Raw genomic sequence first — 12,914 nt, 5'->3', positions numbered from 1 at the left:
TCTAACCAATTATATTATATACAAAATTTGATGGATTAAAGTGCGAAACCGCCACCGAGTTCGAATGCAAAGTGACCTGCATCGATATCGTCGTCGTAGTCGCCACCGAGGTAGCACTTGACGTTAGCGTATGCTGCAATCGGGATGATCGGGAGCTTGAAGCGGACACCGGCGAGCAGGTGGATGCCAATGCTCTTGGTGAGGCCTTCGTCCTTGGCGTAGTCGACAACCTTGTCGGCAAGCTTGCTTACGTCAATTTCATTTGCGTTGGATGCTGCTGCTTCACCATAAGCGTCCTTGATGACATTTGCCACAAAGGCCTTGTTCAAGACGAAGGTGTTCCAGTGCATCGTGAGACCGCCGCCAACATACGGACGGATCGGGAACAGCGGGATGGAGAACGGGTAGGTGACGGAAATGTCTGCGTTCATGGCGATGTACTTCGGGGTAGCCTTTGCAAACGGAGTGCCACCAAGTTCGATTTCCATCGGGATTTCCTTGAACGTGCCGTCGTCACGCATTGCCCAGAGAGAGGCGTTGTAAGAAGCGAACTGGATATTGAAAGTACCTTCGATATCGATGAACGGGAGGAGGTCTACCCAAGCCTTAAAGCCGAAACCCTGGATATAGTCAAAGTTGCCATGGCTGAACTGGAGTTTGTCCTGGCCCTTGAAAATTTCGGATTTTTTAGCTTCATTGAGGGAAGTTCCTACAGCCGGGGTGTAGTGGGCGCCGATACCTGCAATGGCAAAGGACTGGGTGGCAAGCAAAGCTGCCGCTGCGAAAATGATTTTAAAATTCATGGATTTATTGCTCCTAGGATGTTTTGCCTTGAAACTAAATAATTATTTAGAAAAAAGGTGTTTACAATTCAGAAAATGGTGCTTTTTCGCCTATTTATGTCCAAGTTACTTGATTGCCGGTACAAATATGAACTTCTTTTCGCCTTTTTTTACGGGGATACTGCCAAAATTGAATACCTTGACTGTGCCGCTGTCGCCTTCGGCTGCGACGGAGACTTCGTGTGAACCCGGTTCTACAGGAATTCTTGTCATCTGGAAGGAATTCGGCAAGAAGAGGGCTATACGGAGGTCTGCTTTTTCCATCTGGTCCTGTGCGATGTCTGTACCGATGTTTGTGAAAAGGTTAAAGAGGGCGTTGTCCGTTTCCATGGCCTTCTTGGCAGCCTGAGCGGCAATGGTGCGGAGCACGACTCGGATGGCTGTGCGTGTCATGGTGTTTGCAAAGTCGTCCTTGAGGTTCATTTCGAGTTCCTTGTCGAGCGCCATCACCTTTTCGGGGCGTATGCCGGACTGGTTGTCCACAGTGACGTTAAAGCGCTGGACCTGACTTCTGAATGAATGGGCTTCGGGGAGGGCAAAGCTTATATGGAATGTCTCGCCGTTGCTTGCTCCTGCGACTGGCGGGGCGCCGAGATTGGTGCTTGTAATTTGGCCCGTCTTGCTGTCTTTGTAGGTGAGGTTCAGAAGCCCTCCGCTCACGTAAGTACCTGACATTTTGAGTTCGGTGAGGATGGGGCCGTGGCCTGCATAACCAACGACGATGATTTCTTGGCCGAGATCGTAAGCGGCTTTGGCTTTTGGCGTTTCGATGGAGTTGTCGAGCTTGAGTGCCTTGAGATCGTCTTCGCGGTCGGAGCGCTTTAAATTTTCAATGACAAATTCGCGGGCTTCTTTGGGGAGGTTCAGGATGTTTTCATCGTAGGCCTTGACCGTCTTGTAGTAGGCGATTGCGGCTTCGTCCGGTTCGCCAGCCATTTCGTAGACGATTGCCGTGAGGTAGCGCAAGAATCCGTTGTCGTTTGTCTTGTCGTTATCCTTTTGATAAAGCTCCGTCATTGCCTTTAGGGCGCGATTCACTTCGACCAAAGCCCCGTCGACATTCTTTTGCGCGAGATAGTTCATGATTTGCATCTCGTGAAGTACGAGTATTTCAAAGGGGCGGGCTCTGTAGGGGCGGATGTTGTCGTTTGTGACGATGGCGGCCGCTTCGTTTGTTATGGATCGAGTGTAGAGGTCGTCGTAAATCTTGTCTGCCTTATCGAAGTTCTTTGCGCTTTCTGCGTAATTCCCGTTGTAGTGGTAGAGCACGCCCAGGTCAAAGTAATAGAGGAACTCGGTCTTTTCGCCGTAAAGATCGTCTTGCTGTTTCTTGATTTCGGAAATCGTGGCATCGTAGCCGTTGTGCTCAAAGACTGGTGCAAGGGCTTCGTAGCGGGTCATGGACTTGTTTGCACAAGCCGTAAAAAACAAAGTCGCTGCAAGGAATAATATAAGTCGTCTCATATAGGCAAATTTATATAAAAAATGCTCGCTGGTGCGAGCTTTCTCAGTTATTAGAACTTTGAGCTTAGAATACGTCATCCTGAACGAAGTGAAGGATCTAGTTCAGAATGACGGTGTCTGATTAAGTCTAAAACTTCACGCTGCTCTTGGCTACGTATTTCTTGATCTTCTTGTCGCCAAGCCAAACCTTGCGGTGGCTCTGGATGTCAGTGAGTTCCATGTCGATCTGGTAGAAGACCACCTGTTCGCCACCTTCCTGGTCGATGACGGAGTTGATGGTACCGGTGAGCATGAGGTCAGCACCGATTTCCATGCCGGCATCCTTGGTGGTTTCTTCGGTGGTGTTGCCTTGCTGGTCGGCGAGTTCGTTGCGGAGATCTTCGCGTTCGTTGGAGTTGGCGACGAATTCAGCCTTGCCGGAGTTGATGAGGGCGCGTTCGATATCCTTGATGAAGGTTTCGACGCGGATGTGCTCGTGGCTCTTGTTGCGGACCTTGCCAATCACGATGGTCGGCACAGAACCTTTCTGTGCGGCAAACTGGCTGTACCACGGACGGCCAAGGCAGTCATTGATCATTTCGTCGGCAACAAGGCGGGAATCAGTATCGTTCCAGCTGCCAGAGAGATCGGTAACGGAATTTGCATCGAGGCGGGAGACTTTTTTGCCACCATCACTGGCGCAACCGGTAAAGAGAGCAAAGCTTACACAAAGGGCGAAAAGCCAAATTTTTGACATTTTTTTCTCCTAGAATTAAAACATTATGTTATAAACATACAAAAAAAACATAAAAAAAACTCCCCAAAAGGGGAGTTCTTTGAAAAAAGTCGCTTTTTTCGTCATCCTGAACGCAGTGAAGGATCCAGGAATTTCGAATTGCTATTAGCGTTTTTTCTTCTTGCCGCTGGTAGCGTCGAGATGGACGTCGACCGTTTCTTCGCCAACGACCTTCACGAGGGCTTCGGCGCTCTTGCGGTTGCTGCACTGGGCACGCACAACGTGGTCACCAGCATCGAGGCTGCGGACAACGAGTTCGGCACCGTCAGTCTTGTCGGCCTGTTCACCGTCAACGAAGATGAGGCAGCGCGGCGGATTCGTCGTGATCTTGATGTTGCCCTTCGGAATCTTGGTGCTGAAGTCGAGATTGTTGCGGCTGTCCTTGCCCGGCCAAATGTTCACGCGCTTGTTGACGAGTTCGAAGCCCTGGTCAATGACGACGAGCGTCTGGCGGCCAGACTTGACTTCTCTATCCTTAATCGGGCTTTTGCCGAGAGGTTCGCCACCGAGGAACACGTCGCTGTTAGGCGGTTCGGTAACGATGTTGACAATTGCGGACTTGCCACGCGGAGGTGGATCTTCTTCGTCAGCGACGGCGGTCGTGAAGAGGAATGCCATCATCAAGGCAAAAAAGAAAAGCTTTTTCATGGGTTGTACTCCTGATTTGCATGTAAAAGAGTTAGTTCACTTCTAGAATTTAATTCTTTTTTTACAGGACAAATGTTAAAGTGCCGTAAAATGTGCGTAAATATTAGGTGTATTATTGGTCTAGATTAATTACTTTTATGTATATGAAAGCTCTTTACCAAAAAATTCGCAGTTTACAAGGGAAAAATTACGGTCTTTACAAATCCTTGGCGGACCGCTCATGGGATTTTGGAGACTTTGTGCTGGAATTCCTGCATGTGCAGGGGGACCCGTATGCGCCGGCATCTCGCGTGATGATCAAGGCGAGTTTGCTGATGCTTGGGTTCCCGAGCGAATGGGGTGGCACTTTTGAACGCCGCCTGGCATTGAGCGATTACCTTTACCGTAGGCTTTCGGCGCTTGTGCGCGAGAAGTACCCCGACAGGGATGCTGCGGTCGTCTTTGACACTGCTGGACCTGAAATGCTAGTGCGAAATGCGCTCTGGGTGGATAATGGCGAGCTGCGTGCTTGTTTGCAGGTGCGCTTGCCGGGCGATGGCCGTAAGATTCAGGCGGAAGCTGCTGCCGAAATTTTGACGATGGTCTTGCCGGACTTGGTGTCGGCTGCGCTGTACAATTCGGGCGAATCGAAGAAGGATGGCGTGGAGCCGGAACTTGTCGAGCATTACCGCGTGCTTGCCGAGCGCAAGGAAATTTTGTCGCAGCTCGAGGAACGTGGACTTTGTGCGTTTGTGCCGGATGGCGCCGTGCTTCCGCGTGCATCGGGTTTGAGTGAACTCCCGATGGATGGGGCTGTCCCGTTTGTATCGCCTGAAGAAATGGCGGTGACGTTTGTTGCGAATGGCCGCGAGATTCGTGGCATGGGAATCCCGAAAGGCATTACCGTGATTTCGGGCGGGGCGTTCCATGGAAAATCGACTTTGTTGCAGGCTTTGACGAAATCTGTTTACCCGCATATCCCGGGAGACGGTCGCGAAGGCATTGTCGTGAGCGAATCGGCTGTGCGCGTAGGCGTCGAAGATGGCCGCAGCGTGCGTGGCACGGACCTTTCGCAGTTTGTGCGTGACCTGCCGGGTGGAATTTCGACAAAGAACTTTACGACTGCCTGTGCGTCGGGCTCGACGAGCGAGGCCGCGAACTTGATGGAAGCAATGGAAGCGGGGAGCGATGTCTTCTTGATTGACGAAGACTCTTCTGCCGTGAACTTCCTCATTCGCGATGTGCGCGTGCGTAAGCTTTTGGGCGATGACCGCGAACCGCTTATCCCGTTGACGGACCGCATCCGTGAAATCAAGGGACGTAGCTTTATTCTGGTGGCGGGTGCCTGCGGAGACTTTTTGGACTTGGCGGACAACATCATCGTGATGGCATCGTACAAGGCGGAATGCGCAAGAATCAATGGAAAGAATGTGGCTGCTGGATTGGTTGGCGGGGATGGCGCAAAAATCGTGCCGGGATTGCCTGCGTTTGTAGAACCGCAGTGCCGCGACTTTGCGGAATACGTGAAGCCATTGCTCCCGTCACTCCGCCCTGCGTCTGCTGTAGAGCGTCAGGTGAAAGTGAAAATCTCGGGCGATACATTACTGCAAATCGGTTTCCTCGTCTCGGATACGTCCAAGGCGGGTGCGCTTGTGGATAAGCAACAGCGATTCGGTGCAGGCTTCATGTTGTTGAACCTTTGCCAAAATGCCGCAAGCAACAACGATGCTAATGGCGAGTCTGCGAAGGCGACAATCATGGAGCGAATCAATGCGCTCTGCGAAAAAATCAAGAACGTCGGGTTCCGCAACTTGCCGCAAGGCTTGAGTCGTGAAATGAGCTTGCCGCGCCCTATCGACATTGCGTGCGTGCTCTATCGTCTGCGAGATAACGGAAGGTAAGGAACATCTCTCGACAAAAATGTCCACACCTGAATCAATTTTTTGAGATATTTGCCCCATAATAATTTATTTTTCCGAAAAGGTATTTAAGTTTTTGGGGTGAAAATATGGAAAAACAAAAGTTTGCGCGCGTATTTTTGAATGCCGCGCTTGTTTCTGCTTTGAGTGGAGCCTCCTTTGGGGCATTTGCAGCTACATCGAGTCCGAACGTGAGTCTGGGCAAGAATCTCTACGTGGCGGGCGCTGTCAATTCCAACTGGAAACCGGAAGTCTATACCGATGGAAAGCTCGACTTTAACCAGGTCTCGTCGGTGTCGGATTTTGCGTTGAACGTGGGCGAGGGTCCGACAAAGCTGTTCATCACGTGGGAGACGCGCGGTGACGAATCTTGGGCTGGCGAAAAATATGTCCACGCGGCAAGCTGCCAGCATTCCGTGGATGCATCGGCGAGCCTCCAGAATTTCAAGGTGATGACGTCTGCGAATTCGACAAACGGCGTAGATGGCGACTGGGAGACTGTTGCCGAGGTGGGCGAGAGCGGTGCCATGTCCCGTGGGCTTGCAATTGATTTTGCTGGGAAGTCCTGGTTCCGCATCGTGGCGGAATCCCCGGTGAAAAATCTCGAGGAAGTCGGCGCTTACGACATTAGCGATGGCGCAAATGATACGTGGTTCTTCATGGGCACGAGCATCAGCCAGATGGGCATGAAGCAATTTGCAGTCGATTCGAATTTTGCGCAGTTGATACACGCGCGTTTTGCAGATTACTACCCGGCGATGCTTCGCGGTGGCATTGGTTGCGTCACGAGTCAGGGAGTTGTCGATGCGCTCAAGTATTATGCAGAATACGTAGGGAACGTGAGGTATTGGGCAATTGAAATGGGAACAAACGATGCCTGGGGCGGCAGCAATGCGAATGTCGAAACATTCACGAAGAACTTGCAGACGATTATCGATACGGCAAAAGCTCATGGTATTACTCCGATTATTGCCCGCATGATTGCAACGAACCCTGAAATTGCAAAGTGGCAGGTACATCAGGATTACCTCGATGCCATCGACAAGCTCACGAAAGATAACGAATTGCCTGCCGGTCCTGATTTCTACAGCTACTTCTTAGAACATCCTGAAGAACTTTCTACAAGCGATGGAGTGCACCCGGCAGAACCTAAGGGCGGACAGTCGATGCACCGCTTGTGGGCAGAGGCGGTGGCGCCTTTGTACAAGTACGATCCTTGCGCTGGTTTGCCAGATGTTGTTGGCTGTGGAGCTACTTCGCTTCCGAAAATGCACAACGTGAATTTTGCATTGCCGAAAGTGAGTGTGAACGGTCGTGAAATTTCGATTTCTGGATTGCGCGAGAATGACCGCGTGACGGTTATGGATGCGATGGGACACGTTGTATGGAACGGTTCGGCGAACGTTTCATTTGGAACGTCGCAAGTTTTGCCGAAAGTGCGCGCGGGAAATTACTTCGTGAATATTCGCGGTGCAAATAGCAATTACTCGACGAAAATTTTGATAAAATAGAAGGTTCTGTAAATTAGGTGAGTCCGGCGGAAATCTGCCGGATTTTTTTATTGCGCTTTATCCTTAATTTTTGCTAGATTATCAAAAAATTTTATTGTGCTATTGGCGAAATAAAGTCGTGGCTTTATATTACGAGTATGAGTTTAATGAGAGCCGTCATATGTATGTTGCTTGCGCTTAGCCTTGTAGGCTGTGCCGTGAGCAAGAATCCAAACCCCATGATTCGTTACGGGGCAAATACGGGTGCATCTTTGGCGGTTCCTGGTTTGGTGGGTGCTGTGGGCGTTACAGCGCTTGCTGCCGCGTTGGATGACGATGATGACGACGATTGTCATAGCTATAGCTGTAAGACCGAAAGCCAAAAGAAAGCTGAGGATGATTACATAACGGTTCTTGGAATATCGCTAGGTATTGCGGGTGCCGGTTATGTAATTGGAGCCATATTAGGTGGGACCGTTGGCTTTTTCAAGTGGATGTTCAACGGATTTAAAAATGATGACATTGAGGAAATCGGTCCTTTGCCAGAAGAAATTTTACCACCCGCAAATTCTGATTCTGAATACGGAGCAAAAATAAGGTAAATTCAGAATCCTGGGATTAGAAATCTATATTGCGAGTATGAGTTTTTTGAAGTTTGTTGTTTGCATGTTGCTTGTGTTGAGTCTTGTTGGTTGTGCGGCGAGTAAGAACCCGAACCCCATGATTCGTTATGGTGCGAATACGGGAACAACATTGGCAATACCCGGTTGGTTCATGGCTACGAATGGTAGTGGTCATCTCCGTGCAGTGGATGTAATGGATATTCGCCTGTTTCCTCTCAAACTTGTTGCACTGAGTGCTGCTGGGGTAGGCTTTGCAACTGGTGCCGTGCTTGGCGGAACTGTGGGGTTCGTCAAATGGATGATCAATGGATTTGAAGGTGATAAAGTCTCTAGCTACGGATCGTTGCCCGAAGAAATTTATCCACCCGTGAAAAGTGACGAAAACGGGGATAATTTGTAGTACGATGTCATTCCCGACTTGATCGGGAATCTCCTTTTTAAGCCTTACAAGAAGGAGATGCCCGCTCAGTGGCGGGCATGACAAGATTGGTAGCGGGCATGACACAAAGGTGCTTAACGTGCGAGGTGCAGCTTGCGGAGGACCTTTCCTAAGAGCTCGTTCAGGATGTCCTTCGCGTCTTTACTGCCGAGGTAACGCTGGATGATGAGCGTGAGTGTAAAGAGCGCAATCCCTGCGGCGCAGGCGTAAACGACGAGTGTTACAAAGCTTGCGTTGCGGACGAAATCTCCTGAAATGTGATCAAGGCCGACGGCGGCTGCAATCATGATACCGAATGCGACGAGTGCGCGTGCCATGTTGAAAATGGCCTCTTTCATGCCGTCGGTGCCGTTCTTTTTAGCCCACATGAAAATCATTGAAATCACTTGCAAAATAGCGCCTGTAGCGCCGATAATCGGGACGCTCTTGATGCCAAGACCCACTTCGGGGGCGCCAAGCAAAATGTAGGCCGGGATGGTTGCCGCAAAAATGCCGGTGTTCAAAAGTGTCGGGACCCACATGCGTTCGCAAGCGTAGAAGCTGCGGACGAGAACTGCCTGCAGGCAAAGTCCAAGGCTTACGGGCAAGTACCAGCGGAGAATTTCAGAAATCGCTTCGGTCGTTTCGCGGTGGAATGCGCCACGTTCAAAGAGAATGCGCACGGCCGGGAAGCTCAAAGCCCACACGGCGACAACTGCCGGAATCAAGATGCAGAACATGCGCGAGAGGCTTTTCCATATTTTGCGGTTGAGCTGCGGGAAGTCGCCTTCCTTCACAAGACGCGCCATGTCGGGGTAGCTCGTGACGCTGACCGAGAATCCGAATACGGCAACGAGCGTGTACATGACGCGGTAGGCGTAGTTGAGGCTCGAAATGCCACTTGTACCAAAGTTTGCACCAAAGCTACGGATGATAAATTCAAGGCCGAACATGGAGCCCACGCCAAGAGACATCGGGAGCATCATCTTGAAGTAACGTGCGATATCCGGATGCTTCGGTTCAATGATAAATTCATAATGGACACCGCCGCGCTTGGCGCCAAAAATCTGGAGTGCGAAAAATCCGATGAATGCGCCGACCGGAACGCCCCAGGCAAATCCGGCGAGACCGTAATCGTTGCCTGTGTGGTTGCTGAGCCAAAGGCCTGCGGCACCGCCGCCCACAATGGCGATGTTGTAGATAAGGCCCGTGAGGGAGGGGATCAGGAACTGCTTGCGAGTGTGCTGGACGGCAACGAGGATGCTACCGACAAAGATGAAAATCTGCCCCGGCAGAATAATGCGTCCGTAGTAAGTTGCGCGTTCCAAGAGCTCAGGCGTCACGCCATCGACGGTCAAGAGCGAGATGAGTTCCTTCATCCAGATGAACGCCGGAATCACGAGAATCAAAAGTGCAAGTCCGAACGTGTTGAGCACGTTGCTGAAGAACTTCCAGCCCGCCTTCTCGTCACCTGCGACTTTGTAGCCTGTGAAAATCGGAATGAAGATAATCGACAAAAATCCGGTGCTGACCACGTGATTCAGGATGTCCGGAATCATGAAAGCGAGGTCGAGAGCGTTTTTTTCGAGCGACACGCCGGCGGCGTGGGCGAGGAGCATTTCACGGAAAATCCCGAGTACGCGGCTCAGGAGCATCGAAACGGCAACAATAATAGCGGCTTTATTCATGTTGATTGAAAATTTATATATTTCTTACCATGAAAAAGATATTAGTACTCATTACTTTCCTCGCCCTTGCGGCATTTGCCCAGAACTATGATACTGTTGAACCGGAGAAGAAACTCCAACGTCCGGTCTATAGTTTCCAGACGGCTGCGTTTGGCCTTTCTTTCTGGAGTAACTATAAAGACGACGTGAAGAATCCTGAAAAGGACAAGGTCACGGCTTTCCCGCTTATCCGCTATGGTCACATTTGGGAAATGACGACTCATGGCGCTATTACGGCGATTTCGAACTGGCATGCCGAATTTGGCACGGATTGGGAACTTGAAGGCAATATGCTTCTCGGTGGACGTTATTCTCCACTTGATGAAGTCATGTCTCCGTTTATCGGCGCCGGTATTGGTCTTGGTTTCCAAGTTGACGCATTCTTTGATGACTGGATTGGTGCTTTCGGTATGTGCTTGGGTGGTGAAGTCGGTTTGAACTTCTTCCACAATTCTGCCGTTCAGCTTGAAGCTGGTTTTGGTTTCAACATCCTTGCTACGAAGGTAGACTTTAAGAAGAGCTTCAAGAGCTGGAATCTGTTCTTCGGTGTGAACTATTAATTTGTAAAAGAACCCGCGAGCGTTTTACGAGACGCGCGCGACTTTTTGTTGTCAAGCCCGCCTCCGAGCGGGCTTCTCCTTTTTATACGAGATGCGCGCGTTTTTATACCGCGATTTTGAAATCGTTTAAAAGCGTGCGGCGGTTGAGCTTGCCCTGTTGCTGTAAACGCTCGACAAGGATGCCCGGGCGCACATGGAATACGCCGGAAAAATGCTGGATGCAACGGCGTTCGTAAAAGCGACCGCAACAGATGAGCTCGCATTCTTCGGCTTCGGAAAGGAGAATGTCTTGCGCGAAACGGTCGGCTTCAATTTCGATAATTTCTTCAGGGCGTGCCGCGTGCATTTCAGAAACTTTTGCTTGTTGCGAGAGTGCGCCGAGTTGCAGACACGAAGTGTGCTTCGCGTGCAAAAGCAAGTGCCCGACCGCGTGGAACAAAGCTTCCAGGAATTTGGAATCTTCCATCTTGGTTGTCGGGAACTGGATGACGGGGCGTGAGCCTCTCCAGAAGAATGCGCAAATGGGCGTGGGTGCCGTGAGGAACGGTTCTACTTCGATGAGCTCGATACCGCAAGCGCGGAGTGCTTCGCGAGCGATGCTGCGGGTGCCTTGGTTGCGCAAAAATACGTTTGTTCGCAAAAATCTCAAGTTCGCAAGAATCGCTTTGCGATCAGGCACGAAGTCCGTTGCTAAGCGCTTGACTTGAAGTTCGCCAAGGCGGATCCAGGCGGCGTAAGTCTGTGGATTTGCAGATTGCAATGTGGCGCAGTAATAGTTTTCGAATCCGGCGACGCTCCCGATTTGCATGAACTTGAACACGGCGCGAACGAGGTCTGCGTCTTTGGCGTTCTCGGGAATATGCCCCATCTTTTGCAATGCGCGGATTGGGAACTTGCGAACCCACGTTAAAATTTTTTCGAGCTCTTCTTCGTTCTTGAATGACGGGGCTTCGGAGATGCGTCCGGAATTGTTCCCGAAAGCGAGCTGGAATGCGGCTTGCGCTTCGGTTGTCGCGTGATCCATAAGGCTACTACGGGAACAGCCGAGACGACGCAAGAGTTCGTCTTGCGTCATGTGCTCCCTTTTTTGAAGTTGCTTAATGGAATCTTTCAAGCTCATGTTTTTAAAATAAATAATTAACGCGCTAGGTGTCAAATTTATTTCAATAATTCTTCGGGGACGCATTCGGCCATGGCTTCGTACGCTTTGGCGCTCGGGTGCAAGTGATCGCCCGAGTCGAATCCGGCGGCAAATGCTTTCGGATCATCGTGACCACGCACAGCCTTGTCAAAGTCTACGCAACCGTCGAAATCTGGTGCGGTACGGAGCCATTCGTTGAATGCCGTGCGGATGATATCGCGGTTTTCGTTGTAGGTGCGCCAGCCGTAAATCGGGAGGAGCGTGCCGCTGTAAATCTTGAGGCCGAGCTTGCGTGCATGCGTGATGTAGAGCGAGCGCACGCCGTTGATGAGGTCGTCTGCGGTGGGCATGTCGCTCCACGGACGGAACTTGTTGACTTCCACGCCGACAGGGTGGATGATGTCGTTGATGCCGTGTTGTACAATGACCGTGCGGGCGCCTGCGACATTCATTTCAATCGGGAAACGCGTAGCGCCTTTGAGACCGTAAGCCGCGTAGGTGATGCAACTGTATTCACGGAGAATGCGTGTGCCGCTCACAGCGCGACGGATGATGGCGACGTTGTTGAAACCTTCGCGTGCGCAACGGAGCGTCAGGTAATCGGGCCAATCCTGTGCCGTGATGGAATCGCCAAAGCAGACGAGCGCAAAGTTCTTTTCTTCGGTGAAAATGTCAATCGTGTTGAGGAAATAAATCCAGTTCGTTTTGCGCGTGAGATCATCGGGGAGAGTCGCGCTTTTGGCAAAATTGCCGTAGCTGTACTTGCCGCCAGAAAGCGGGCCCGTGATAGCTGTGCCTGCGTTCATTTGTGTGAAATTAGCAAAGTAGAGGCTCACATCAAATGTCTCACCTGCGGTCACGTTGAATGCAATTTCGTCACTCAAGATTTCTTCGCCCGCGGGGATGGTGGCAGAAGTACGACCGCCGAACGTAATTGCTGTAGGTGCGTACTCGAACTGCGCGGCACTTGTTTCGCTGGCAGTGGACTGCGCGGACTTTGCAATGTACGCTTCGCTAATTTGTACGGAGTCTGTACCCGTGAGGTTAGAAAAATGAAAACGCAACTTGCTCCCTGAAAAGCAGGCGCGAATCGGATAGCGGAGTGTCAAGTCTTTAGCGTAAGTCGCTTCTTTGCGGTCTGTAATGGAGGTGGCGTTGCCCCAGCATGCGACCCATTTTGAAAATTTTTTTGGCATATTCCAAATTATAGTAAATAGCGGTGCATCATAGTTTTATGAAAAAAATTTTTTCGTTGCAGAACGTAAAAAACATTTATCCAGATTCGAAGCTGATTTGTTGGTTTCGCAAAAATGAATGTGCTAGTTTGA

Annotated in this window: 12 protein-coding genes; 5 read left to right on the top strand and 7 right to left on the bottom strand. The window is 50.7% G+C overall.

Features of this window, described 5'->3' with window-relative positions:
* Positions 1-35 precede the first annotated feature (35 nt).
* The 4 genes from CRN95_RS13895 to CRN95_RS13880 form a co-directional block, all read right to left on the bottom strand.
* Positions 36-803: a hypothetical protein gene (locus CRN95_RS13895; protein WP_088630059.1), complete on the bottom strand. Its 768-nt coding sequence runs from the start codon at positions 801-803 to the stop codon at positions 36-38.
* Between the two features lie 105 nt (positions 804-908).
* Positions 909-2,306 carry a hypothetical protein gene (locus tag CRN95_RS13890; protein ID WP_145994003.1) on the bottom strand — a complete coding sequence of 466 codons (1,398 nt, stop codon included), beginning with the start codon at positions 2,304-2,306 and terminating at the stop codon, positions 909-911.
* Between the two features lie 127 nt (positions 2,307-2,433).
* On the bottom strand, positions 2,434-3,042 hold the full coding sequence (locus CRN95_RS13885; RefSeq protein ID WP_088630061.1) for a penicillin-binding protein activator LpoB: 609 nt from the start codon (positions 3,040-3,042) through the stop codon (positions 2,434-2,436).
* 144 nt (positions 3,043-3,186) lie between these two features.
* The gene (locus CRN95_RS13880) at positions 3,187-3,729 is read right to left on the bottom strand and encodes a PEGA domain-containing protein (RefSeq protein ID WP_088630062.1); all 543 of its coding nucleotides are present in this window, start codon (positions 3,727-3,729) and stop codon (positions 3,187-3,189) included.
* A 143-nt stretch (positions 3,730-3,872) separates the two neighbouring features.
* On the opposite strand from CRN95_RS13880, the gene CRN95_RS13875 reads away from it, so the two are divergent.
* The 4 genes from CRN95_RS13875 (at position 3,873) to CRN95_RS13860 (ending at position 8,140) form a co-directional block, all read left to right on the top strand.
* The gene (locus CRN95_RS13875) at positions 3,873-5,609 is read left to right on the top strand and encodes an ABC-ATPase domain-containing protein (protein ID WP_235003062.1); all 1,737 of its coding nucleotides are present in this window, start codon (positions 3,873-3,875) and stop codon (positions 5,607-5,609) included.
* A 107-nt stretch (positions 5,610-5,716) separates the two neighbouring features.
* Complete coding sequence (locus tag CRN95_RS13870) at positions 5,717-7,138, top strand: T9SS type A sorting domain-containing protein (protein ID WP_200816216.1); 1,422 nt, start codon at positions 5,717-5,719, stop codon at positions 7,136-7,138.
* A 137-nt stretch (positions 7,139-7,275) separates the two neighbouring features.
* Positions 7,276-7,719, top strand: coding sequence for a hypothetical protein (locus tag CRN95_RS13865; RefSeq protein WP_235003061.1), 444 nt, complete (start codon positions 7,276-7,278; stop codon positions 7,717-7,719).
* A gap of 37 nt (positions 7,720-7,756) precedes the next feature.
* Positions 7,757-8,140 carry a hypothetical protein gene (locus CRN95_RS13860; protein WP_097021244.1) on the top strand — a complete coding sequence of 128 codons (384 nt, stop codon included), beginning with the start codon at positions 7,757-7,759 and terminating at the stop codon, positions 8,138-8,140.
* A gap of 113 nt (positions 8,141-8,253) precedes the next feature.
* On the opposite strand, the gene murJ is transcribed toward CRN95_RS13860, so the two are convergent.
* Complete coding sequence (gene murJ, locus CRN95_RS13855) at positions 8,254-9,846, bottom strand: murein biosynthesis integral membrane protein MurJ (RefSeq protein WP_097021243.1); 1,593 nt, start codon at positions 9,844-9,846, stop codon at positions 8,254-8,256.
* 29 nt (positions 9,847-9,875) lie between these two features.
* Between murJ and CRN95_RS13850 the strand changes: the two genes are divergently transcribed.
* Entirely contained in the window at positions 9,876-10,445 is a 570-nt protein-coding gene (locus CRN95_RS13850; RefSeq protein ID WP_088630067.1) for a hypothetical protein, read from the top strand.
* Between the two features lie 103 nt (positions 10,446-10,548).
* Here CRN95_RS13850 and CRN95_RS13845 read toward each other — a convergent pair whose 3' ends face one another.
* Together CRN95_RS13845 and CRN95_RS13840 are read right to left on the bottom strand one after the other, a co-directional pair.
* The gene (locus CRN95_RS13845) at positions 10,549-11,565 is read right to left on the bottom strand and encodes an ImmA/IrrE family metallo-endopeptidase (RefSeq protein ID WP_145994002.1); all 1,017 of its coding nucleotides are present in this window, start codon (positions 11,563-11,565) and stop codon (positions 10,549-10,551) included.
* A gap of 38 nt (positions 11,566-11,603) precedes the next feature.
* Positions 11,604-12,782: an SGNH/GDSL hydrolase family protein gene (locus tag CRN95_RS13840; RefSeq protein ID WP_097021241.1), complete on the bottom strand. Its 1,179-nt coding sequence runs from the start codon at positions 12,780-12,782 to the stop codon at positions 11,604-11,606.
* Positions 12,783-12,914: the final 132 nt, after the last annotated feature.

Source organism: Fibrobacter sp. UWB16, from assembly GCF_900215325.1.
In the GTDB taxonomy this organism is placed as follows: domain Bacteria; phylum Fibrobacterota; class Fibrobacteria; order Fibrobacterales; family Fibrobacteraceae; genus Fibrobacter.
Note: the sequence above shows the minus strand (reverse complement) of the source record. Positions and strands in the feature narration are given on the sequence as shown.

Excerpts from the sequence above, each read along its gene's own strand:
- CRN95_RS13880 (WP_088630062.1), bottom strand. The coding sequence starts at position 3,729 with ATGAAAAAGCTTTTCTTTTTTGCCTTGATGATGGCATTCCTCTTCACG.
- CRN95_RS13870 (WP_200816216.1), top strand. The coding sequence starts at position 5,717 with ATGGAAAAACAAAAGTTTGCGCGCGTATTTTTGAATGCCGCGCTTGTT.
- CRN95_RS13895 (WP_088630059.1), bottom strand. The coding sequence starts at position 803 with ATGAATTTTAAAATCATTTTCGCAGCGGCAGCTTTGCTTGCCACCCAG.
- murJ (WP_097021243.1), bottom strand. The coding sequence starts at position 9,846 with ATGAATAAAGCCGCTATTATTGTTGCCGTTTCGATGCTCCTGAGCCGC.
- CRN95_RS13860 (WP_097021244.1), top strand. The coding sequence starts at position 7,757 with ATGAGTTTTTTGAAGTTTGTTGTTTGCATGTTGCTTGTGTTGAGTCTT.
- CRN95_RS13865 (WP_235003061.1), top strand. The coding sequence starts at position 7,276 with ATGAGTTTAATGAGAGCCGTCATATGTATGTTGCTTGCGCTTAGCCTT.
- CRN95_RS13850 (WP_088630067.1), top strand. The coding sequence starts at position 9,876 with ATGAAAAAGATATTAGTACTCATTACTTTCCTCGCCCTTGCGGCATTT.
- CRN95_RS13840 (WP_097021241.1), bottom strand. The coding sequence starts at position 12,782 with ATGCCAAAAAAATTTTCAAAATGGGTCGCATGCTGGGGCAACGCCACC.
- CRN95_RS13875 (WP_235003062.1), top strand. The coding sequence starts at position 3,873 with ATGAAAGCTCTTTACCAAAAAATTCGCAGTTTACAAGGGAAAAATTAC.
- CRN95_RS13885 (WP_088630061.1), bottom strand. The coding sequence starts at position 3,042 with ATGTCAAAAATTTGGCTTTTCGCCCTTTGTGTAAGCTTTGCTCTCTTT.
- CRN95_RS13890 (WP_145994003.1), bottom strand. The coding sequence starts at position 2,306 with ATGAGACGACTTATATTATTCCTTGCAGCGACTTTGTTTTTTACGGCT.
- CRN95_RS13845 (WP_145994002.1), bottom strand. The coding sequence starts at position 11,565 with ATGAGCTTGAAAGATTCCATTAAGCAACTTCAAAAAAGGGAGCACATG.